Origin of the sequence: Chryseobacterium sp. ZHDP1, assembly GCF_018603435.1 — a bacterium.
GTDB lineage: Bacteria > Bacteroidota > Bacteroidia > Flavobacteriales > Weeksellaceae > Chryseobacterium > Chryseobacterium indicum.
Genome location: NZ_CP075682.1, coordinates 1,382,244 through 1,406,707, shown reverse-complemented (window position 1 = coordinate 1,406,707; position 24,464 = coordinate 1,382,244). Strand labels below are relative to the sequence as shown.

Annotated in this window: 19 protein-coding genes; 18 read left to right on the top strand and 1 reads right to left on the bottom strand. The window is 37.5% G+C overall.

Going from position 1 to position 24,464, the window contains the following annotated elements; translation table 11 throughout:
- Nucleotides 1–2: 2 nt before the first annotated feature.
- From KKI44_RS06325 to KKI44_RS06245, 17 genes are all read left to right on the top strand, one after another.
- A complete protein-coding gene (locus KKI44_RS06325) occupies nucleotides 3–1,388 on the top strand; it encodes a phage tail sheath family protein (protein ID WP_214590344.1) in 1,386 nt (461 codons plus the stop codon).
- A gap of 78 nt (nucleotides 1,389–1,466) precedes the next feature.
- Nucleotides 1,467–3,116 (top strand): phage tail sheath family protein, encoded by a 1,650-nt coding sequence (locus KKI44_RS06320; RefSeq protein ID WP_214590343.1) that lies wholly within the window; start codon nucleotides 1,467–1,469, stop codon nucleotides 3,114–3,116.
- A 40-nt stretch (nucleotides 3,117–3,156) separates the two neighbouring features.
- On the top strand, nucleotides 3,157–3,588 hold the full coding sequence (locus tag KKI44_RS06315; protein ID WP_076394813.1) for a phage tail protein: 432 nt from the start codon (nucleotides 3,157–3,159) through the stop codon (nucleotides 3,586–3,588).
- 25 nt (nucleotides 3,589–3,613) lie between these two features.
- Nucleotides 3,614–4,978, top strand: coding sequence for a phage tail sheath family protein (locus tag KKI44_RS06310; RefSeq protein WP_214590342.1), 1,365 nt, complete (start codon nucleotides 3,614–3,616; stop codon nucleotides 4,976–4,978).
- 41 nt (nucleotides 4,979–5,019) lie between these two features.
- The gene (locus KKI44_RS06305) at nucleotides 5,020–5,451 is read left to right on the top strand and encodes a phage tail protein (RefSeq protein WP_076394813.1); all 432 of its coding nucleotides are present in this window, start codon (nucleotides 5,020–5,022) and stop codon (nucleotides 5,449–5,451) included.
- Nucleotides 5,452–5,453: 2 nt separating this feature from the next.
- Nucleotides 5,454–5,921, top strand: a complete 468-nt coding sequence (locus KKI44_RS06300) for a phage tail protein (RefSeq protein WP_087711256.1) — start codon at nucleotides 5,454–5,456, stop codon at nucleotides 5,919–5,921.
- 199 nt (nucleotides 5,922–6,120) lie between these two features.
- Complete coding sequence (locus KKI44_RS06295) at nucleotides 6,121–6,282, top strand: DUF5908 family protein (protein ID WP_165796595.1); 162 nt, start codon at nucleotides 6,121–6,123, stop codon at nucleotides 6,280–6,282.
- On the top strand, nucleotides 6,282–7,001 hold the full coding sequence (locus KKI44_RS06290) for a CIS tube protein (protein ID WP_214590341.1): 720 nt from the start codon (nucleotides 6,282–6,284) through the stop codon (nucleotides 6,999–7,001). The genes KKI44_RS06295 and KKI44_RS06290 overlap by 1 nt, the downstream gene beginning before the upstream one ends.
- A gap of 1 nt (nucleotide 7,002) precedes the next feature.
- Nucleotides 7,003–8,748, top strand: coding sequence for a type VI secretion system tip protein VgrG (gene vgrG / locus KKI44_RS06285; RefSeq protein ID WP_214590340.1), 1,746 nt, complete (start codon nucleotides 7,003–7,005; stop codon nucleotides 8,746–8,748).
- Between the two features lie 2 nt (nucleotides 8,749–8,750).
- The gene (locus KKI44_RS06280) at nucleotides 8,751–9,041 is read left to right on the top strand and encodes a PAAR domain-containing protein (RefSeq protein ID WP_076394823.1); all 291 of its coding nucleotides are present in this window, start codon (nucleotides 8,751–8,753) and stop codon (nucleotides 9,039–9,041) included.
- A gap of 112 nt (nucleotides 9,042–9,153) precedes the next feature.
- Complete coding sequence (locus KKI44_RS06275; protein WP_087711249.1) at nucleotides 9,154–9,564, top strand: GPW/gp25 family protein; 411 nt, start codon at nucleotides 9,154–9,156, stop codon at nucleotides 9,562–9,564.
- Nucleotides 9,565–9,653: 89 nt separating this feature from the next.
- Nucleotides 9,654–12,728 (top strand): baseplate J/gp47 family protein, encoded by a 3,075-nt coding sequence (locus tag KKI44_RS06270; RefSeq protein ID WP_214590339.1) that lies wholly within the window; start codon nucleotides 9,654–9,656, stop codon nucleotides 12,726–12,728.
- 24 nt (nucleotides 12,729–12,752) lie between these two features.
- Nucleotides 12,753–15,602, top strand: a complete 2,850-nt coding sequence (locus tag KKI44_RS06265) for a hypothetical protein (protein WP_214590338.1) — start codon at nucleotides 12,753–12,755, stop codon at nucleotides 15,600–15,602.
- A 12-nt stretch (nucleotides 15,603–15,614) separates the two neighbouring features.
- Complete coding sequence (locus KKI44_RS06260; protein WP_214590337.1) at nucleotides 15,615–18,578, top strand: PKD domain-containing protein; 2,964 nt, start codon at nucleotides 15,615–15,617, stop codon at nucleotides 18,576–18,578.
- Nucleotides 18,579–18,582: 4 nt separating this feature from the next.
- On the top strand, nucleotides 18,583–18,846 hold the full coding sequence (locus KKI44_RS06255; protein ID WP_214590336.1) for a hypothetical protein: 264 nt from the start codon (nucleotides 18,583–18,585) through the stop codon (nucleotides 18,844–18,846).
- 104 nt (nucleotides 18,847–18,950) lie between these two features.
- The gene (locus KKI44_RS06250; protein WP_214590335.1) at nucleotides 18,951–21,326 is read left to right on the top strand and encodes a hypothetical protein; all 2,376 of its coding nucleotides are present in this window, start codon (nucleotides 18,951–18,953) and stop codon (nucleotides 21,324–21,326) included.
- 93 nt (nucleotides 21,327–21,419) lie between these two features.
- Nucleotides 21,420–22,331 carry a hypothetical protein gene (locus tag KKI44_RS06245; protein ID WP_214590334.1) on the top strand — a complete coding sequence of 304 codons (912 nt, stop codon included), beginning with the start codon at nucleotides 21,420–21,422 and terminating at the stop codon, nucleotides 22,329–22,331.
- A gap of 85 nt (nucleotides 22,332–22,416) precedes the next feature.
- Here the strand turns inward: KKI44_RS06245 and KKI44_RS06240 are convergent, their stop codons facing one another.
- The gene (locus KKI44_RS06240; protein ID WP_214590333.1) at nucleotides 22,417–23,079 is read right to left on the bottom strand and encodes a S24 family peptidase; all 663 of its coding nucleotides are present in this window, start codon (nucleotides 23,077–23,079) and stop codon (nucleotides 22,417–22,419) included.
- A 951-nt stretch (nucleotides 23,080–24,030) separates the two neighbouring features.
- On the opposite strand from KKI44_RS06240, the gene KKI44_RS06235 reads away from it, so the two are divergent.
- Nucleotides 24,031–24,186 carry a hypothetical protein gene (locus KKI44_RS06235; RefSeq protein WP_157967284.1) on the top strand — a complete coding sequence of 52 codons (156 nt, stop codon included), beginning with the start codon at nucleotides 24,031–24,033 and terminating at the stop codon, nucleotides 24,184–24,186.
- The last annotated feature ends 278 nt before the right edge of the window (nucleotides 24,187–24,464 follow it).

The following is a 24,464-nucleotide window of genomic DNA, read 5'->3' as shown; positions in this document are numbered from 1 at the left end:
ACATGCCAAATCCGACAACACCCGGTGTTTCTATTGAAGAACTGCCAAAACTTCCCAACTCCATTGCATTGGTAGAAACTGCAGTACCTGTATTCATAGGATATACCGAACGAAAGCCTTCCGAAGACAATGATACTAGCGCACCTGATTATAAGCCATCAAAGATCAGCTCTCTTCTGGATTTTGAAAAAAAATTCGGGAGTGCAAAAATGGAAAGTATTACATTAAAAGATACTGATGCAGGAATAACAGTTTTAGAACCAAAGGCAAAATTTTTAATGTATCATTCCTTACAAATGTATTTTGCTAATGGAGGCGGTGCTTGCTACATCGTTTCTGTGGGAGATTACAATGCAGCACAGGTGGAAAAAAATCTTTTGGAATCAGGGTTAAATTTAATCAATAATATAAAAGAGCCACTTCTTCTTATTTTCCCGGATGCCGTATCATTAAATTCTCCAAATGACTTTCATGCCTTATATAATACAGCAATTGCTAAAGCCGAATCTGCAGGAGAATCCCAAAATATGTTTGCTCTATTAGATACTTACTATGGAAATTCCACTACAAAAATCGGAAATCTTACTGCAGTGGAGAGTTTCAGAAATACAGTAAATTCCTCAAGTTATGCGGCAGCTTATTTTCCTCATCTGAAAACGGTTCTAAATTATTATTTTGATGAAAAAATAACTCCTGTTTCTCACCTCGATACGCAGAATCAGCCCGTTGGAATTGCCAATGGAGTAACATTAGAATCTCTGAAGACCGCAAATTCTTCATTATATAATCAGATAAAAGAATTGCTGAAATCTCTGAAAGTAGTTTTGCCGCCATCATCTGCAATAGCAGGAGTGTATGGAAGAATAGACAATACAAGAGGAGTCTGGAAAGCGCCCGCCAATGTAAGCTTAAATTACGTAACAGCTCCGACAGAAAAAATTTCCGACGAAGAACAATCTGGTCTTAACATTGATGATGAAGGAAAATCAATCAACGCTATCAGAAACTTCACAGGAAAAGGAACTTTGGTTTGGGGAGCCAGAACACTGGACGGAAAAGATAAAAAAGAAGATGAAAAAGATAACGAGTGGAAATACATCCATGTACGCCGTTATTATAACATGCTTAAACAGTCAATAAGCATAGCGCTTAACGAAAAATTCATCAATCAGCCTCATGTCATTCATACATGGTTAAGAGCAAAAGCAATGATTGAGAATTTTCTTAATCAGCAATGGATAGACGGAGCATTGGCGGGAAACTCTCCCAAAGAAGCTTACAAAGTTGAGGTGAAATCCGGAGGAACAAACATCATGGATGTAAAAATTGAAGTAGCCTTAGTACGTCCTGCAGAGTTTATTGTATTAAATTTTTCTCACAAACTATAACAAAACCAAAATCAATCACAACAAAATATTGAAGTTCAGCTTCGAGTGATAATTAATATTAACTTAAAATTTTAACAAATGAATTACAAAACCCCTGGAGTCTATGTGGAGGAAGAGGCAAAATTTCCGCCTTCCGTAGCGCAAGTTGAAACAGCTATTCCCGCTTTTATCGGATATACAGAAGGAGGGACACAAAACAAACCCACCAGAATCTCGTCCATGCTGGAATTTAAAGAACTTTTTGGAAAAGCATATGCCGAAACTTTTGCTGTAGCTTTCAAAGATGGTGCTGCAACAGCAGTTCAGCCAAAGGTAAGCGATTTCAAAATGTATTACGCGATGCAAATGTATTTTGCCAATGGTGGCGGACCATGCTATATTGTTTCGGTAGACAAATTTGAATACAAAGAAAACGGCGTAATAAAAGAAAATAAAGTAAGTCCGGCTAAATTAGAAGCGGCTCTTGATTTACTGAAAAAAGAAGACGAGCCTACACTTATTGTTTTTCCTGATCTTCAAGGTTTGGTAGCAACGGATGATGAAGTAGCAACTGCTCAAGCCTTTGCTGATGCTGCCGAACAAGCTGCAGATGCTGCTTTACTTGCTATTACTGCAGCTACAGCGGCAAAAACTGCAGCTGACACAGCGCTTACTCAGGCTCAACAAGCTGCTGCCGCTGCACCTAATGATGTGGATCTTGCTGCGGCTGTTGTAAAAGCTCAATTAGCGGCTCAGGCTGCGGCTCAGGCATTAATTGATGCTAATTCTGATGCGGAAACAGCATCTGATATTAGCCTTGCTGCTGCTGCCAATGTAACGTCTGTTACAAATGCGAATGATGAACAAACTATTAAAACTGTTTATTCTTTGTATGACAGCGCCTTAGATCAGGCAGAATCTATGAAAGACAGGTTTGTTATTATGGATGTTTTAGGAGATGATACCACTTTCAGAAATAAAGTAACTTCTACAGGACTAAAATACGGAGCAGCTTATTATCCGAACCTTAAAACAATTTTGACGTACGCTTTTAAAGAAGATAAGGTTTCTGTGATGGGTGCTTCCGGTGCAACAACTTTAGCAGAATTAAAATTAAAAAATTCTGAACTGTACAATCAGGCTAAAGCGGCAATTGAATCCCAAAAAGTAGTTTTAGCTCCATCTTCAACAATGGCAGGTGTTTACGCTAAAGTAGACAGCACTTCCGGAGTATTCAAAGCTCCTGCAAATACAGGACTTAATTATGTTGATTCTCCAGTGATTAAAATTTCCAATAAACGTCAGGATGAACTTAACGTAGATCCTACATCAGGAAAATCCATCAACGTTATCAGATCTTTTACAGGAAAAGGCACATTGGTTTGGGGCGCAAGAACACTTGACGGCAACAGCAACGAATGGAGATACATTTCAGTACGCAGATTCTTCAACATGGTGGAAGAATCCGTGAAAAAAGCAACAGAACGTTTCGTATTTGAACCGAACACAGCCAATACATGGGTTCGCGTACAGACCATGATCGAAAACTTCCTGAACCAGCAGTGGCAGGACGGAGCATTGGCAGGAAGCAAGCCGGAAGAAGCTTATTATGTAAGCGTTGGCTTAAACAAAACCATGTCTGCACAGGATATCCTTGAAGGCAGAATGATCGTGGAGATCGGTATGGCGGCAGTTCGTCCGGCAGAATTTATTGTTCTTCGTTTCTCACACAAACTGCAGGAAGCTTAAAAATTAAACAAACAAATAACAAAATTAAATCAAGACAATTATGAATACATATCCATTAGTAAAGTTTTCCTTTGAAGTAGACTGGGGCGGAACAAATATCGGTTTTCAGGAAGTTTCGGGATTAAGCATCGAGCGCGATATCATTGAATACAGACAGGGAGCAAGTCCGGATTTCAGCAAGATCAAAATGCCGGGAATGGCAAAATTCGGAAACATTACCTTAAAAAGAGGAACTTTCAAAGGTGATAACGATTATTTTGAATGGCTGCAGACGGTTCAGATGAACACGGTAGAAAGAAGATCGATCACGATTTCTCTTTTAGACGAGAACGGCGCACCTGCGGTAACATGGAAAGTGAAAAATGCCTTCCCATTGAAATTACAGTCAACCGATCTGAAAGCTGAAGGTAATGAAGTAGCAATCGAAACACTGGAAATTGCGCACGAAGGTTTAACTATTGAACATAACTAAATATTAATTTTAAATTTTTAACAAAATGAATTACAAAACACCAGGTGTTTACGTGGAGGAACTGGCAAAATTTCCGCCTTCCGTAGCACAAGTAGAAACAGCGATCCCTGCTTTCATCGGATATACAGAAAAAGGACCAAAAAATGAGCCTACAAGAATTTCTTCTCTATTAGAATATGAGGCTGTTTTTGGTAAAGGAAAAAACGAAGGGAAAGAGATCAAAATTTCTGTTAAAGACAATATCGTCTCTACCACTTTTGACAACAGTAAATTAGGTAAATTCAAAATGTACCATGCTATGCAAATGTATTTTGCAAACGGTGGCGGTCCATGTTATATTGTTTCTGTTGGAGTAGCTTCAGGATATCCTACAGATGTATCAAAAATCGAATTAGAGGCAGGACTTAAGACTCTTGAAAAAGAAGATGAGCCTACGCTTATTGTTTTCCCGGATGCAGAATCTTTACCAGCATTAGAAGCTTACGGTTTGTATGGATTGGCTTTGGATCATGCAGAGGAAATGAAAGACAGGTTTGTTATTATGGACGTTCTTGGAGATGAACTTACTTTCAGGGATGGAGTGGTTTCTACAGGTTTAAAATACGGAGCTGCTTATTATCCGAAATTGGAAACTGTTTTAACGCATAGCTTTGAAGATGAAGATGTTAAAATTACAAGTTTTGAAGAAAAAGATGACTCAGGAAATGTTTTGTCTCTTCCAAATGGCTATGTAGACAATTTAAAATGGCTAAAATCCAACAGAACAGAGCTGTATAATAAAGCTAAAGCAGCAATCGAGTCTGAAAGAGTAGTGATGGCTCCGTCCTCAGCAGTTGCCGGTGTGTATGCAAAAGTAGACAGCACTTCCGGAGTATTCAAAGCACCTGCTAATGTTGGACTTAGCTATGTAGTTGCTCCTACAGTAAAAGTTTCTCACGAAGATCAGATGACTCTTAACGTAGATCCTACATCAGGAAAATCCATCAACGTTATCAGATCTTTTACAGGAAAAGGAACATTGGTTTGGGGCGCAAGAACGCTTGACGGCAACAGCAACGAATGGAGATACATTTCAGTACGCAGATTCTTCAACATGGTAGAAGAATCCGTGAAAAAAGCAACAGAACGTTTCGTATTTGAACCGAACACAGCCAATACATGGGTTCGCGTACAGACCATGATCGAAAACTTCCTGAACCAGCAGTGGCAGGACGGAGCATTGGCAGGAAGCAAGCCGGAAGAAGCTTATTACGTAAGCGTTGGCTTAAACAAAACCATGTCTGCACAGGATATCCTTGAAGGCAGAATGATCGTGGAGATAGGTATGGCGGCAGTTCGTCCGGCAGAATTTATTGTTCTTCGTTTCTCACACAAACTGCAGGAAGCTTAAAAATTAAAACAAACAAATAACAAAATTAAATCAAGACAATTATGAATACATATCCATTAGTAAAATTTTCCTTTGAAGTAGACTGGGGCGGAACAAATATCGGTTTTCAGGAAGTTTCGGGATTAAGCATCGAACGCGATATCATTGAATACAGACAGGGAGCAAGTCCGGATTTCAGCAAGATCAAAATGCCGGGAATGGCAAAATTCGGAAACATCACTTTAAAAAGAGGAACTTTCAAAGGCGATAACGATTATTTCGAATGGTTGCAGACGGTTCAGATGAACACGGTAGAAAGAAGATCAATCACGATTTCTCTTTTAGACGAGAACGGCGCCCCTGCGGTAACATGGAAAGTGAAAAATGCCTTCCCTCTGAAATTACAGTCAACCGACCTGAAAGCTGAAGGTAATGAGGTAGCAATCGAAACTTTGGAGATTGCGCACGAAGGTTTAACTATTGAACATAACTAATCATGGCTCTTTTATATCCTCCAACCAGTTTCTCTTTTATTGTTAACGGGATTTCGACAACAGAGGGTATTGACTCCAGATTTCAGTCTATATCTGGTTTATCTACAGAAATTCAGGTCGAAGAATATGCCGAAGGAGGCGAAAACAGATTTCTTCATCAGCTTCCTCTGAGACCGAAATATGAAAATTTAGTTCTTAAGCGTGGACTGATTGTAAGTTCAGGATTAATAAGCTGGTGCAGAAATGCAATGGAAAACTTCGAGTTTGAACCCAGAGATCTTGTCATTACACTTTCAGGAGGACTTCAGTCTACAGCACCTTTAATGGTCTGGAATGTAGTTGGAGCCTATCCGGTAAAATGGAACGTTTCAGAATTCAACGCAGAAGAAAGCAGGCTTGCTATTGAAACAATAGAGCTGAAATACAGATATTTCAAAATACCCTCATCGTTAGCAAGTTTAGGCTTGTAATTTCTAAATCAAATCTAAGCACTTTCCGTGTGTTAGTTTTCGGATAACATTCAGCAAAAATTTTAAGATAAAAAAAATAAAGGATTGGTCTATAACAGGACTGAACACACGCTTTATGTGCTTAGATTTTTTAAATAAATACGTTAAATAATTGGTTTTAAGTTTTTTACGTATTAATAATTAATTAAAAATAAACGAAATGCCAATAGAAATAAAAGAACTTCACATTAAAATAAATGTGGACGAAAAAGCAGCCGCAACGACAACTGAAGCGCCGGTAGACGTATCAAAAATCATGCGGGCAGTGAGTGAAAGTGTAGAGCAGTTAGTAAATATTGATAAACGTAAAAAAGAAAGATAATGATAGGTAAAAAAGAAAAAGTGGTCATTACACCATATGAAAATTCTGAATTTTTAGAAGGTAAAAAAAGTAAGCCTTTCGAACTTCTTATAAATCCTAGCGGCTATTCAATAGATTACAAAACAAATTATAATAAAGAGGAGGCGATCGGTAAAAATAAAACTGATTTTAAATTTGAATCTTCTCCTTCGCCTTTTTTAAACCTGGAATTTTTACTTGATGGAACAGGTGTGGCAAAAAGTAATCCGGGGAATACGCTGATTAATAAATTTAAAGGAAAAAATTTTACAAAGGAAACAGTTGCAGATCAATTAGACCTTTTCTATAATGCTACTGGAGAGTATGATGGGACGATACATAAGCCTCATCATGTGAAAATAAACTGGGGAACCTTGGAATTTCTAGGCGTCTTGCTAGACTTTACAATAGAATACAAACTATTTACTCCGGAAGGATATCCTTTAAGAGCGATAATAAAAGCAAAATTTGGAGGTTCGGTAAGTCAGAGATTAGAAAAGGCACTATCGAAACCAGCTTCCCCGGATCTTACCCACAAAAGAACAGTACAGGCAGGAGACACATTACCCTTAATGACAGAAAGAATTTACGGAGACACCAAATATTACCTGGAAGTTGCTAAGGTTAACAATCTTATCAATTTCAGACAGTTGAAACCGGGAACTGAACTCTACTTTCCACCCATAGAAAAAATAGCATAAAATGAACAATAGCGGATACATAAAAACATCAAAAAATCCGGATCTGATTACTTTTAAAGTAATGTCCGGAGGTACCGAGTTACCCGGAAAATATGGGGTAAAAAGTATTGTTGTAGAAAAAGAAGTAAACAGAATTCCTTATGCCCGCATTGTTATTTTGGATGGAAGCGTACCGGAACAGGATTTCAAACTAAGCAATGAAGATCTTCTGATTCCCGGAAAAGAAATTGAAATTACCGCAGGGTATCACCTTGATGAGCAGACGATTTTTAAAGGAGTTGTTGTAAAGCACAACATCAAAGTAAGAAACGGCTCTTCCTATCTCATCATAGAATGCAGAGATAAAGCGGTGAAAATGACTTTAGGTAGAAAAAGTAAATATTTCTACGACAGTAAAGACAGCGACATTATCGGAGAACTCATCAGTAATAACGGATTGACTGCCAATGTTCAGGCTACCTCAAATTCACACAAAGAATTGATTCAGTACAGAGCTTCCGACTGGGACTTTATGCTCACCAGAGCACAGGCAAACGGAAAACTTTGTTTTGTAGAAGACGGAACCGTTAAAATAGCGAAACCCGATTTCAGCAAAAAAGAAGTGGAAACAGTGGTTTATGGATCTTCGGTGCATGAATTTGACGGAGAAATAGATGCAAGAGATCAGTTCAAAAAAATTTCAGCCAAAACATGGAGCTATACCGATCAGGAACTTACAGAAGTAGAAGCTCAGGATCCTGCCGTAAAACTTAACGGAAACCTTTCACCGGATGATCTGGCAAAAGTATTTGGAATAGACGATCTGCAGCTTAAACATGGCGGAAATCTTACCCAGAGTGAACTTCAGGACTGGAGTGATGCGAAAGCAACTTTTCAACAATTGGCAAAGACCAGAGGAAGAGTGAAGTTTCAGGGGATTCCGGCTGTAAAACCGGGAGTTTCATTAATGCTGCAAGGCGTAGGAAACCGTTTCAACGGAAAAATTTACGTAACAGGCGTCCGTCACGAAATCGCGGAAGGAAACTGGCTGGTTGATGCACAATTCGGGCTTTCTCCGACATGGTTCTCAGAAACGTACGATGTAAGCGAAATGCCGGGTTCAGGAATTATTCCTTCCATCAGCGGACTGCACATCGGGAAAGTTTCTCAATTGGAATCTGATCCGGACGGAGAAGACAGAATTTTGGTACAGATCCCGATCATCAATAACGAAGAGGAGGGAATCTGGGCGCGTGTAGCCACACTTGATGCAGGAGAAAACAGAGGATCATTCTTCAGACCGGAAATCGGAGATGAGGTAATCATTGGTTTTATTAATGATGATCCCAATGATGCAGTAGTTCTGGGAATGCTGAACAGCAGCGCAAAACCGGCTCCTATTGTAGCTTCCGATGACAACAACGAAAAAGGATTTGTTACCCGCAGCAAAATGAAGATGATTTTTAATGACGATAAAATTTCATACACCCTTGAAACACCAAAAGGCAAAAAAATAACTGTAGACGAAGATGCAGATGTCATTAAAATAGAAGACGAGCATAAAAATACTCTTACCCTCAATAAAGACGGGATCAGTATGGAAAGTGGGAAAGACATTAAGATCAAAGCAAAAGGTGATATTAAGATGGAAGGAACCAATATCGGTATCAAAGCATCCGCACAGTTCAAAGCAGAAGGAAGTTCCGGTTCTGAGCTTAAATCAGGAGCAGTAACTGTTGTAAAAGGCTCTCAAGTTAAAATTAATTAATCATGAAACCGGCAGCAAGAATTACAGATATGCATACCTGTCCGATGGTAACGGGAACTACCCCGCACGTTGGCGGACCCATCATTCCGGCAGGAGAACCTACTGTACTTATAGGAGGTAAACCCGCAGCAAGAGTAGGAGACAAAGCAATATGCACAGGTCCGCCCGATACCATTGCAGCAGGATCCTCAAGCGTAATGATCGGCGGAAAACCAGCCGCAAGAATGGGAGATTCTACCGCTCACGGAGGCGTAATAAGCGCGGGTGAAGCTACTGTTTTAATAGGCGGATGAAACACATTCTGCAAGATTAAAAAATGTAAGAACATCAATAACAAACGGTTAGAAAACTAAAACTCTATGTTACAGATGCGAGATGTTACAATTAAATATAATACAAGAACGTATGAAAATAAATACAGATTTTTTAGGAATAGGCTGGAGTTTCCCGCCTGAGTTTAATGAGACTGAGGGAAAGCTGGTAATGACTACAGATGTGGAAGACATCAACAACAGTCTGATCATTTTACTCTCCACAAGACCGGGAGAACGCGTCATGTTCCCCGATTACGGATGCGACCTGCAGGAAATGCTCTTCAAACCTTTGGACTTAACGCTGATTACCCAAATGAAAGGAATCATTGAGCGTGCCATTTTATACCACGAGCCCAGAATAAACATTTTAAATATCGACATCGATACTCAGGAAGAACTGGAAGGCGAAGTGTTGATAAAAATTGATTACGAAGTAAGGAATACGAATACCAGAAGCAATATGGTTTTCCCTTTCTATAAAGGTGAAGCTACTGAAATATAAATAATTACGGGATGTCTGTAACCATTTTGAATACTACCGAAACATTACATTAAGTATTGCATCTGACCATAGAATATAAATATAAACAAATGAAAAAAACAGATACATTTTCACATTATCGTGAAGGAAAATCACAAATGCAGCGCTTTTTAGCGGATCTGGATCCCGGCAATCTCGAATTGCACGACTTCGATCTGTTCGATTGGCTGCTATTTGCAAACAATTTTGCCAGTCATGTAAATTTTTTTGAAAAAGATGCTGATACAGCAATACCAGATAAAAAGTGGGGAAACTTTTTCTTTGGTGATGATACCAATGCTATTCCGCGCAGAGAAAGCGTAGAGTACAAGAGTATGAAAAAACAGGTTACAGATCTTATTTCCCAGTTTGAACAGGACAGCAATCTGACGCCGCATCTTACTTTGTTCGTCTGCTTTCTGAAATTGCTGGATTTTTCCAAAAAAGCTTTCAATAATTTAACGAAAAGACATCTGGATTTCTACTATAACGAGATCCTTCAGATTCAGAAAAATGATGCTAAAGAAGATAAAGTCTATGTGATTTTTGAATTGGCTAAAAAAGCAATTCAGGAAAAAATTCCGGAAGGAACACTTCTGGACGGAGATAAAGATGCGGAAGGAAAAAAACGGATCTACAAAACCAATAATGAACTGATTGCCAATCAGGCAAAAGTAGTTGAAATTAAAAGTCTTCTTAATGACAGCGGAAAACAAGAGCTTAAAATGGCTCCGGTTACCAATTCTGCTGATGGTTTGGGCGAAAAACTGCCGGAAGGCGGAAACTATTGGTGGCCGTTCGGATACAATGCTGAAGAAACAGCTTCGGGCAAATCTATTTATAAAGAACTTCCAAAAGCGAAACTGGGATTTTCTGTAGCATCATCTTTATTCGATTTAAAAGAAGGAGACAGAACAATTACCCTGAAAATAGATTTCAACGCAAATTCTGTTCAAAAACTAAAAGACCTTGAAAAAGAAGACTTTCAGAACAACATCAAAGTACTTTGCAGCGGGGAGAAAGAATGGTTATCCGACATTGCATTACAATGTACTGAAAATGGAGAAACAGGAACCAAAAGTGATAAAAAACACCGTTTAACCTTTTCTTTAACATTACCTAAAGATTTTCCTGCCATCGTAAAATACAATAAAGATGTTCTGAAGGAAACTTTCCAGACCAGCTTTCCTGTTCTCAGATTCATGATTGAAGGGAAGAAATATTACGAAGTCTACGAAGCTTTTTCAGAAGCATTAGTCAATAATATTGAAGTTTCTGTAGATGTAAAAGGGATAAAATCTCTTCAGATTGAAAATGACAATGGAGAACTGAATTCCGAAAAATCCTATTATCCATTTACCGCGCAGCCGATTAAAGGTTCCAATTTTTACATAAAATGTCCTGAAATGTTCTCTAAAAAATGGAAAACCGCAGACATTACCATCAATTGGAAAAACACGCCGGCTTCCATAAAGGATTTATACAGCGGGTATATCATGGAACCGGATACAAATATCAGTCAGCAGGATTTTAACAATTTGAAAAATTCTTCAGTTGTAACAGGAGACGATTATTTTAAGATCGATACAGCGGTGTTAGACAAAGAAATCTGGCACAATCAGGAAAGTGATATTGCTTTATTTAAAAAGAATGGAAATGCTTACCAGACACAATTTTCTGTAAAAAGCGCCAGTGATGAAGCTGGTACAGGCGAAGCGATCAGGGTAAAACTGAAGAAATCTTTATTACAGGACTTGTATCCTAAATTATATACGCTTGTTTTATCAGATCCTCAAAAACTAAAAGTAGTTCCGAACGAACCTTATATTCCTTTTGCGGAAGATATTGAACTGAGCTACAGCGCAACAGAAACTGCATACCATTCTTTAAGAAAAGATTCTGAAGGAGAACTTCTGAAAAGTGATGAAGTACAGATGTATCATGAAGATGCTTTCGGGCAGTATGAAAAGGAAATCGATACGAAAACCATTGTTCCGGTACATCAGAAAGGAGGCGAATTATACATCGGTCTGGAAGCAGTTCCGCAGATGACGGTTTCCCTTCTCATCCAGATGCTCGAAGGAAGCGAAAATCCTTTAGCCGAAACTTTTGAAGAAAAAGAGTATATCGAATGGAGCATCCTTTCCGGAAATACATGGATTGATCTTTCAAACTCTATGCTGCAGAATGATTCTAAAAAATTCCTGGAATCCGGAATTGTAAAATTTAAAATTCCAAAAGATATTAATTTGAATCACACAAGATTTACAGATCAGTTAGTCTGGGTAAGAGCAAGATCAGGAAGAAGTTACGATGCGGTTTGTAAAGTTCAGGGAATTTATACACAGGCAGTTCTGGCAACATTCCAGAATCAGAACAACGATCTGTCCCACTTAAACAACGGTTTGGAAGCCAATACGATTTCCAGACTTATTACCAGAGTTCCGCAGGTAAAATCGGTGAGCCAGCCGTATAATTCATTCGACGGAAAATACAAAGAAACAGATACAGAATTCTACAGAAGAGTAAGCGAAAGACTGAGACATAAAAACAGAGCCGTTACACAATGGGATTACGAACATCTCGTTTTGCAGGAGTTTCCGGAAGTTTTCAAGGTAAAATGCCTGAATCATACTTCCGAAAAGTCTTACCTCGCTCCAGGATATGTTACGCTGATGGTTGTTCCGAATATTAAAAATAAAAACGCTTTTGATATTTATCAGCCAAGAGTAAGCAGAGCCACGCTGAACAGAATTCAGAATTATATCAATGAATTGAATACCATGCACATCAACGCTCAGGTAATCAACCCGAATTATAAAGAAGCGAAGGTAGAAACAAAGGTGAAATTCTTCGATCAGTATGATGAAACATTTTACACAAAACAATTAGACGAAGACATCAAAAAGTACATATCGCCTTGGGCTTTTACAGACACTAAAGATATTGATTTTAATGTGAAACTGAATGTTAATCAGCTCATTAATTATCTGGAACAACTGCATTATGTAGACTACGTTGAAGAGACCAGTATATTGGTAAATAATGTTTTACAGACACAGTCTTTAATCGAAGTAGATCCGAAATCCATACTCGTATCTGCCAAACAGCACAAAGTTACTATTGCAGAACAGGTATGCCTTTAATAACAAACAAGCAGAAACATAATTATGTCAGAAAATAAGCACATTAGTATACCCAAAAATATAGAAACGCAGGATCAGACCGATTTTCACTTTCTACGCAGAACAGGTATTGAATATATAGAAGGATTAGGAGGAAAACTTTGGACAGATTATAACTCTCACGATCCGGGGATTACCACACTGGAGGTTTTAAGCTACGCCATCACAGATCTTGGGATGAGGATGAATATGAATATGGAAGACATTCTTGCTTCAAACGATGCAAAAAAAGATATTCATACACAATTCCTGAAAGCTACGGAAGTTTTACCTTCCAGACCTTTAACCGAGCTTGATTACAGAAAACTCTTCATCGATATCAGCTTTAAATCCGGTCATCCGAGACCAATCAGCAACTGTTGGCTGGTTCCGAGAAACGAAACGCTGTATGTGGATTGCAAAACAGGACAGTTGGATTTTGAACCTATCGGAGAAAAGACACAGCATTTTAACGTAAAAGGATTGTATGACCTTTATGTAGATTATGCCGATGATATCGACGATAGCGAGAATGAAGATTGCGACAAATCGAATACAAGAGTAAAAATACTGGAGCGCTATCACCAGAACAGAGGTCTTTGCGAGGATCTTGTGGACATCAAAGAAATCGAAACCCAGAAAGTGGCGGTATGCGCCCGCATCGGACTTGTAAACAAAGTAGATGAAGAACTGGTTCATGCAAAAGTACTCAGAGCGATCAACAATTATCTGGCTCCGGAAGTTCATTTCTATTCATTAAAGCAGATGCTGGAAAAAGGTCTTACCACAGATGAGATTTTTGACGGGCCGATTCTCGATAATGGTTTTATTGATACGGAAGAACTGAAAGCAAGTCAGTTAAGAAGAGAAGTCAGACTTTCTGATATCATCAGCGAGATCATGAAAATCGACGGAGTAAAGGAAATTCACGAAATTTCTATTGCCGGCTGCGACAGTGCGGTGAAGCAGACCGATGACTGGATGATCTGTATTGAAAAAGGGAAAAAACCGGAGCTTTGCGATCTGAGTTCATTCAGTTACACCAAAGGTGCGCTTCTGTTGAATATCAATACTAAAAAAGTTAATGAATATCTCGAAACGTTAAGAAAAGAGGAGGAAGTACTGAGAGAAGATGCCAGACAAAATAAAGAGTTGACTCTTCCGCAGGGAACTTCTTACGATATCGGGAATTACGCAACTATTTTAAATGAATTTCCGGATACGTACGGAGTAGGAATTTCCGGAATCATTGGAAATCCAACCCCGGAAAGAGAAGCTTTGGCAAAACAGATGAAAGGATATCTTTTGTTTTTCGATCAGATTCTTGCCAGTTATTTCAAACACCTTGAAAAAGTAAAAGAAGTTTTAAGTATCAGCGGAGGTTTAAAGAGAACGTTCTTTACTCAGGCTCTTAAAAATATCAAAGGTTTTGAAGAATTGGTTTCAGATTATGATGAAAACGAGGACAGACTTACAGATACTTTATACGAAGAACTTGATAACAGCGTGGAACGCCGAAATGAAGTGCTGGATCATTTAATTGCCTGTTTTGCAGAAACATTCAGCGACTATACTTTCCTGATGAAATCTCTGTACGGAAAATCTACCGATGAAATTGTACTGAACAATAAAGAAACATTCCTGAAAGAGTACAAATCACTGAGCAAAGACCGTGGATTGGGCTATAATTATACATTGGATGATAGCGCGAATGTCTGGAATACAGATAATATTTCAGGGGTACAGAAAAGAATTGCCAGATTACTGGGGATTAAAAATTACCAGCAGAGAAATCTTTCTCAAACACCTGTTTCAATTATTAAATCGGTAAGTGACGACGGAAAGGTAAGCTATTCATGGAAAGTAAAGGATGGAAATAATAATATCACTTTATCATCCGTAAATTCATTCCATATCGAATATGCGGCAACTAAAAATCTGCATGAAGCCATTTATCAGACCATTCAGATAGACGAAGAAGATCTTAAAAATGCATTAAAACTTTTAAAGGAAAATCAGACTCATTATGATTTGATTGGGAATATTCAGATACGGATGTCTTCCGGAGGGAACTATTATCTTGAAATTATGGATGACAGCCAGCCGCAAAATATAATGGCTACCCATAAAAAGACCAATCCATACACTTCTTTAGCTGAATTAAAAAAGGGAATTGAGGAGTTGGTAAGATATTTCAAATACGATTTTACCGAAGAAGGAATTTTCCTTGTAGAGCATTTACTGCTGAAACCGGCATTCAAAGATTACAAACTTATAGGAGGAATCGGATGTATGTCTGTGGAAGATACATTCAAAGTATTTCAGGATCTTGAAGGGATCGGAAGCATGATTATAGGAAAATCTTTTGAAGTATTTCCGAATGACGATGGAGATGTTCTTTCCGGAAATCCGGTAGATTATGCAGATGCTTTAATGTCTTCCTGCGAAGAAGACTGCGAATATGATGTTTTTGATCCTTATTCTTACCGCGTAAGTGTGGTTCTTCCGGGCTTTGCCTACCGTTTTCAGGATCCTGACTTCAGACGTTATGCAGAAACTGTGATCCGACAGGAAATTCCGGCTCATATTCTGGCTAAAATCTGTTGGGTTGGAGATCGTTTAAGTGAAAAACAAACCGCTCAGAACGATTTGTCTGCATTTGAAAAGGCATTTAAAAAATATCTTTCAGATAAAGCAAAAAATAATATTAACAATTTAGGAAACAGCATTCAGAATTTACTGACGGCTCTTACCAACTTAAATAATATTTACAGACCGGGAAGACTCTTAGACTGTGCTATAGAAGATAACGACAGCCTGGACGGAAAAATAATATTAGGACAATCAAACATATAAAATTGAAAAATAATGAATGCTAAATTAGATAATGTAACAACCCAATATAGAAAGTTTAACGAAAATCAGGTACTTACAGACGGGCAGTTAAATGAATTCATAGACTATTTCGAAGATCAGGACAGGCTCTCGAGAACACTTCTCAGCGGTGTGGGAATTGTATGCGGATTTAAATCCACAATTACCAGTTCTAGTCTGGTTCCGGACGTTATGGAAAAAATCGCTCCGCAAAAGGCTGAAAATGCTTTGGATACCATTGTGATAACTCAGGGAGCAGGCGTTACCACAGACGGAGATTTAATTACCCTTCGTACAGGAAAAGATAAATCTTCAGACGTTACGATAGATTTCGATACCAAAAATTACAGATACTTCAGAGAGTATAAAGACAAAGTGAGGTATGATCATTTCCGAATCGGAGAAGAGCAGATTCCCTTATTGGAACTGGCAACCGAAGACGAACTGAAGCAAATGGAGGTTAAAGGATTAGATACAGGAAGCTTTAAAGACATTAAAACTCTGGAAAAACTGAATGAAAAAATCATCATCCTTTATCTGGAAAGCTATTCTAATGACGAGACTCCTTGTGAAGATGCCGATTGTGATAACACCGGAGCAGAGCAGGTTTCTGATCTTAAAGTGCTTTTGGCAGATTTTCAGTCTGTTTCTGATCTTATGGCGAATGGAAATGCAAAAGATACGCTGTATAAAATTCATAATTCTTACGAAGAACTTTTTGACCGCTTACCAAATATTGAAGCGAAAAGAGTAATTCTTGATCCTAAAATTGAAACAGCCGGTCAGCTAAAAGCAAGATTTCGCAGCGCTATGGATTCTGTTACCAGATTGTCTGAAGGTTTTGAGGCAATTGCAGGTACTTTTAAAATAGACATGAATTTCAGCGGCTTATCGCTCTTCAATAAACTGAATACCTTATTGTCTGCATCTTCCCCAAGACTGGATGATTTTCAGTACAGATATGATCTCCTGAAAGATCTTATTGATACCTACAACGAAATAAAAGGACTTATCTTACATCTGAATGCAGAATGTTGTCCTTCTATTGCATCATTCCCTAAACATTTGATGTTGGGATATGCCGGAGGTTCTTTGGAACTGGGAGAATATGCAGCTTTCCGTCACGGATTTTATCATTCACCCATCACAACTCAGGATGATGAAAATTATGAAAGGCTGATATTGCTTGCCAATCGTTTTGTGCAGAAAATCAACGGATTTCAATCGTATATAGGCCCCGTTAAAATTACACCATCCAATCTTTATGTAAGATTAGGAGAAAAAGCAATTCCATATTATTATAACGTAGATAAGACTTTACTGGATAATTGGAATTTTGAAAAAACAAAGACAGACAGAGAAACCTATAATTTAAGTTATCATACTGCGAACTTATCATCAGAAGATCATATTCAGAATCCCCTGAATTATAATATCGACAACAATGATTTTTACAGAATTGAAGGACATCTTGAACTGCCATACGAAACAGCGGTACAGAATATTAATGATCTTAAAGTAAAGTACGGACTGGCTTTTGACGTTAGCGTTTTACTTTTAAATAATGGTAAAAAAACGGATGATACATCTGAAGAGCCCAGAAAAGTTTCTATTGAAGAACTCAGAAATAAATTACTATCCATTTCCAATGAGATCAGCAAAGAAGCTGGCGATCCTAAAAATGCGCTCCTTAATTTATCGAAATTAGACAGCGATCTTAAATTATTGAATAAAGCTAAATTTGAAACCCCTTCCGGAACATCAGACGATGTAACGATCGTAAAAGAAGATCCCAGAAAAGAAGAAATTTCTACAGAACTTTTAAGCGATTTTTTAGAAAGAAAATCCGGCTTGGAGCATCTTTCCGGTGTAGAACCGGGCGGAACATTTGTTTTGATCGCAGAGTCAAAGGCAAACAATCAGGTTATTGCAGACTTCTCATTGCCTTATTTATGCTGTTCCAAAAAAGATCCTGTGTTCTTATCATTACCTTCAGGTAAACTTTGCCAAAATGAAAAACCGGTTCTTATGACAATCGTTCCTTTGGATGGTCAGGTAAAAGCATTTGTAAACGGAACAGAAATATCCGCCATTACCCAGACCGGAGGACAAAGTTATTTTGATCCGGCATTGGTTGGCGCAGCTTATCTCGGACAAACCATTACTTTCACAGTTAATGATGATCCTGTGGATACTCAAATGATTGTTAATGAAGTTCCAAATGTTACGGTAACAACAGGAACTCCTGTAAATGGAGAAAACCCTACAAATCCTACAGCAACGGTAACATTTACTGTTTCCGGTAATAATTTAGGTAATCTTGACTATAACTGGAATTTTGGTGACGGTCAGTTAGTTACTGTAACGAAACCAACTCCTGATGCAAATGGAGTTGTAAGTCAATCTCATACCTATAATCTGGTTGCTGGTCAGGAAGATACGTTCAACCCGATACTTTCTGTGAGTAATGGAAGTGGATGCAGCACACAATATACGATAGCCCCTATAAAACTGAAAGGGCAGTCGCTCGTTCAGTGTCTTTCTAGTCTGGAGATTACCGTTCAGTACAATGAAAGCTTAGGACCATGTCCCGGAAATCACAGATGTAATAGCGCGAAATTCAATTTAATGGCGAACGGAGTGTACAGAATCGGTGGAGTGAACCTGAATAATGCAAGTGAAAGTCTTGAAAACGGACAATCACGTCCTAATGGTGAACTTAGAGGACCAAACAGGATTAATACCTTCTTCCTGAGTCCTACGGATGCACAGTCTATCGCAGCCACAGATCTGAATGGGGAAGGATTTATATCATTCTCTTTAGTATGTGCAGACAATAGCTGTCATGATGGTGTTGCATGGACTACATTAAAACTTGGCGGAGTCGTGATTTATGACGGATGTCCTAGAAATAATTTCTTAACAATTAATCCTTGTACAGGAGAAGTAAAACCATAATAGTATGAAACTGATTGATACATATGAAAAAGACGGAATTACTATCGAGGTAAACAGCTTATTAACTACAAAAGATTCTGTGATTGATATAAAGCAGATTTTTATCCTGAACGATGTGGTGTATATAAGTTTCGATACTGTACAGGATAGAATTCTTATGTCGGAAACAGCAGAGATTTTTATCCGGAAGTATAGGGAATATTTAAATACACTTACAAAAAAAGTATTTACTGCCCAGTCTTCCTGTAAATGCCAGACTTGCCAATAAGTTCAGTTAAGAATCAGAGCAGTAATTAAAATAACACCTTAGAAAATACATCTGTCTAAGGTGTTGTTTAAATCATTTTAACAAATCATTAAAAATGAACAATAATGAATAATCAATTAAATAATATACCGAATCCATACCGGAAGTTCATTAAATTAAGTGATGTATCTACCCAATACCGCAAATTCAGTAAAGGACAGTACATTGAGTATACTCAGTTCAATGAGTTTTTAGACTTTTTTGAAGATCAGGATCGTTTATCCAGAGTAATGCTTCAGGGAACAGGTATAGTATGCGGTCTTAAACCTGAATTTACCTATTCCAATAAAAAACTCAACAGCATAAAACTTTCGCAGGGAGTTGCAGTTACAACCGATGGAGATTTGCTTACCCTCAGCAATACGGGTAAAGTAAGCGAAGAACTATATGTAAGCGATCTAAAGACAATCAGTATTGATAGTAAAGAATATACTCATTTTAAAAAATACGACAATTTTAAAGTAAATTATCCTGCATTTTATGATGAAAACGGAGGACAGATTGAACTTTGGGAACTGGCTACAGCTCAGGAAGCAACTTCAGATTTTCAGCAGGTAGCCAACTTTACGGATCTCGAAGATCAATACCTGATGCTCTATCTGGAAAGCTATGAAAAAGAAGTAAAACCTTGCAGAGGAGTAGATTGTGATAATCATGGAATCCAGCAGATCCGAAATCTAAAAGTATTGGTTACAAACGAACAGGGTGTTAATTATATTCTTCAGAAAGACCGTATTCAGCCGCATCCGTTATTTATAGAGGATATATTAGGCTCGGTAAAGCAGGAACGCGTTATTTTGGAAAGACTTATTAAAGAAAAGGGAATTGAAGCACAATTTTCCTTTGCAGATTTAAAAAGTCTTTACACAGAAGTTTTGGAAAGAAACAACTATGGTGAACTTGTTTTTAAAAAAATCAACGAAATTTCTAAATTATTTAGACTTTCTGCTGCAGATCATTCTTCCTTTAAAAAAGTTTTGGAAGGATGTCTTAGCCTGCCATCGGGTTTTCAGTATGCTTATGATGTGGTAAAAGATTTAGCGGATACGTATTCGGAAATTATCAGGCTTCTTCCTAAAACATTTACAAAATGTCTTCCCGATTTTGCTTCTTTTCCTAAACATATTATGCTGGGGAAATTAAATTCAGAAATGAAGCTGGACTCTTCAAGACATCAGTTTTACAATTCACCGGTCTTGGATGATGAAAAGGCGATGCAGAAAGTTAAAACATTAATTAGCCGTTTTAATCTGCAGGTACAGAATTTTAAATATCCAAACCGCCATGTAGAAGTAATGGAGAGTGATATACCAATAGAAGCGGAATCCGCCATTAAAATTACTCCGTCTCAAAAGTCAGACCTTTTAGGAAATAGAGCGATCCCATTCTATTACAGAATTACTGATGAGTTTCTGAAAGTCTGGGATTTCAATAAGATACGAACTCCGTCTTTCCGTAATAATGCAGGCTATAATGCGGGTATGTTTTCACAGGAAGCCTATGTAAAGAAACCATTGGATTTTAACATCGACAGAACTCCGTTTTATAATATTGAAGGACATCAGGGAATGCATTATCAGGATGCTTTTGATGAAATAAAAAAGATCAGAGACAAGCAGCAGCTGGGATTTGATATTATGCTTTTGTCATTTAAAGAATTATTGAAAAATAAAGATCTTTCAAAAGCTTACTTTAATGAATATATTGATAAATATTCGGGTTTAGAACATAAACTCGGAGTTGCAAAAGGAGGTACTTTTATCATGGTGTATGATCATATTGGGAGAGATGAAGTTATTGTGGCAGATTTCTCGCTTCCGTACATCTGCTGTACGCCGAAAGTGAAGATTAATCTGACTTTACCTGATACGACTATTTGTGCCAAAGCAGAGAAAATTCCGTTTACGGTATTCCCTTTCAACGGCATCGTAACGGCAAATGTAGATTCTGATCTGAATGGCGGAGTACAATTAATTGATGGATTGTATTTCTTTGATCCTGCATCGGTAAGTCAGGAATTACATAACCAGCCAATTAGCTTTAGCGTTAATGGAAAATCTACAGATTGTACCATTACAGTGATTACAGAACCGCAGGTGAGAATTGTCGTGGAGAAAGTTGATCTTCCTGAGTCTGATTCAACATCAACTGTTGTGAAATTCAAAATATCAGGAGATCACTTCATGGATTATCAGTACAGCTGGGATTTCCTTGATAACGGAAGTCAGGTAATTCAAAATCCGGATTCGGAAGGTTTTGTTACTCATACATTCAATAATCTTTCTCCGAGAAAAATTCCGAACATAAAAGTAAAAGTTATTGGAGGCGGATGTGAACAGAATGTATCTCTTGAAAATTGGTACGTAGAAACTCCCATCATTATAAAAGGTATCGTCTTCGAGAAAGGAGGAGATTGTTGTGAAGGCCGTGTTCCTAAATAAATATCAAAATAACGAAGGGTGCCTTTATTCGATTGAAAAATCAAAAAATCACCCTTTGTTTATTAAATTTAATAACAATATAAAAACAAAACAATGGCAGCAGAAACATGCAATATTTCGTTTAAGATAGATTACACATCTTCTAAGCCAATAAAAAGCGCAATTGCTTATTATAAAAATAAAAACGAGAATCCGTCTGATCCGTATTCCGAATACAATATAAGCCCCATTCCAAGCTCTTCAGACACCGTAAAGCTTCCTTTTATTCCGGATCAGGGAGAATACGAGCTGATTATAGAATTGATGGATGAAGATGGAGTAGCGGTTAAAGAAAAAAGCTTATTTAAAATAGGGAACTGTTATCCTGTAAGCTGTGAAACCCCGATTATCGATAAGTTGGAAGTCCTTTCAGACGGGCAGATAAGAATGGTCTATACAGTTACCGCTACCAACCTTTCAACACCAGAATATCAGATTGCAACTGACAATGGATTTAACAATATAGTCGGTTCCAGAGTTGGATTCAATTATACCCAGACTGAGAATTTTGATATGACGAATATTCCCAATAACACGGTTCTTTACGTGAGAGTAAGAAAGCACTGCTCGAATCAGCAAGGAACCTCGAATTGGTCTGTTATCGCACAAATTACTTCTAAAACATGGTCCGTTAAAACAGCTCCATACACTATGAATCCTGCAGTTTGTGTGTCAAGTGATAAAGAATCACCACTAGAAGAAGGTATTTGCTACACAGGGAATAAGTGGACCAAGCAGGTGAATCTAATTACATCCACTCCACAGATAGGAAGTCAGCTCTATCTGTCCGATGGAATCACACTGGCCACTCCAGGAAATCTTTCAAGTTTTGATATCGGAAATTTAACTAATTTCAATAGGTATGGTATTCGATGGGTTAGATTTTCCAGCTATAGTAATAATATTTATGATGTAGATCCGTCAACGGCCACAATACAGGGATTTTCTCAATTTTTTAAATGCTAAGCTGTTAATTAAAAGAAACAGTAGAAATTAAAATAAAAATCCTCAATAAATTTTGAGGATTTTTATTCTATGATAAAGCTTTCTATCACCTTCTGTTATTTTTACGCCTTGTACTGATGATATTGAAGAGTTTGGCAACATCCTGAAGATGAATTTCAAAGTCTTCGTAATATTCATTCAGAGAATGAAGAGTGATGATGCCTCGTTCTACATCATGATTAATGATTCTTTTCACGAGAATCCCTTTTTCTTTGTGTACAATGACAAAATCCCATTTATCATAATGCAGCTTGCTCATCCAATAATCCTGACGGATATTTCTGCATAAAATAATATCGCCTTCAAGGTAACTTTCGTAGGAGCCGTCGTCCATACTGTCTCCACGAACTTCGAAGCACATATATTCGCCGCGGTGTTCCACATCATCACTGAAAGGAATCGTGGGTAAACTTTCTATATATTCCTCGTCTGCAAATCTGCTCAGATATCCAGCTTGAGCGTATTGGTTCGCCAGTGGAACATACATGATCTTTAGATCCGAATAAGCAACCGGCGATGCGCTGTTATTGGGTTTCTGCTGCTGTTCCTGCAAAAGGTTTTTCACAAAATAAGCAGTGGTTTCCGGTATTTTTCTTTCGCCTTTTTCCCAGTACTGGACGGCTCTCGTACCAACTCCTATCGCCTCGGCGATCTCAGCCTGCTTCATTTTTAGTTTCTTTCTGATCTCTTTGAATTCTAAGTTGGTCATTTTGATATGTTTATCGTTATTTATGAAAAAATACGTAAAATATTTTTCTTTTTTATTTTGAAATACGAACAATGTTCGTATATTTGTCTCGTTGTTAAAACAGAATACGGCAAATGTACAAAAATTATCACAACAATTTAATAGATATTTGATGCTTTTTAATTTTTTTTGGTTTAATATAGGTTATTAATCAAATATTTAAAATTGTTTATGTGCTTTTTGTTTACAGACAAAAGATAAAGTTTCAATAATAGAGATTACTGTAAAAAGTGCGCTTTTATATTGGTGTGAATATTTTTATTTTTGATTTTAAATTCTTTTTTGCGAAAAATGTGCATTTTTTAAACTGGTAACGCAAACATTTGCTGTTTTGTTTTAACGACCATAAACACAGACCGTAAAAATGTAAGACAAAGCTGCTGTTCAGATTATAAAATATCGATTCATTATAACTTTCAGTAATAATTTAAATACATTCCAAAGCGGGGAATCTGAGTTTGCAGAAAGAAATTCATTCTTTAATATGAATTTGTTTAAACTTTTTTAAATAAAAATATTTTTGTTGGAAGAAGCAAAGACGCAAGATTTTTTTGTCTCAAATCTTTGGAGGAGCATGAAAATCAAAGATTTTCAATAAGGATTGATGTTTAATTTTATCGCAGATAAAATCTTTGCGCCTTAAGCCGAGACCTTATGTAATGATATTAAGTTTAAACAAATTGTATACGAAGATACTTTTCGCATACGAAGGAAAATAAAATTCAGGAAGACAGGCTCATGAAACTACGCCGGAAAACACAGAGAGCCAGCTTCTGAGAATTAAAATCAAACAACATCAGTAAACATCTTTTCAGAGGCAGACTATAAGCCTTTGCGGGATTTTATTGACTCAACTGATCAAAAAAAGACACGAAAAATTATTTTATTAAAACAACTTTTAACCTTTTAAATATGAAACGTAGTAAAGAACTTGTAGAGAAAAGAAAAGACTTTGTCAACGACTATGTAAAGCGCAATCAGGACAAACAAATGAAAGTTATTGTAACCGAGCTTACGGAGATGCTGTTTTTGTCGGAAAGAACCATTTACAACATCATTCAGGAGTAAAACGGAAAAACAAAAGTCATTAAAGATCCGCATTTCGTGCGGCTTCCTCAGGACAATCTTTTACAACTGATCCACCATCACAAAAAATTAGAGCCGGAAAATTATATTCTAAAAAGCTTAAGACCAAGCAACCGCACAGTTCAGTGCTTCTAATTCAATCTGCCCATCAGATCAATAAAAGATTGTCTTTTCATTATCCATTTAATTTATAGAGAATTACAGCAAGGTAAAAACTGTTTTACTTTCCGGAACGATGCTTTTAAGGCTAAAGACGAGCC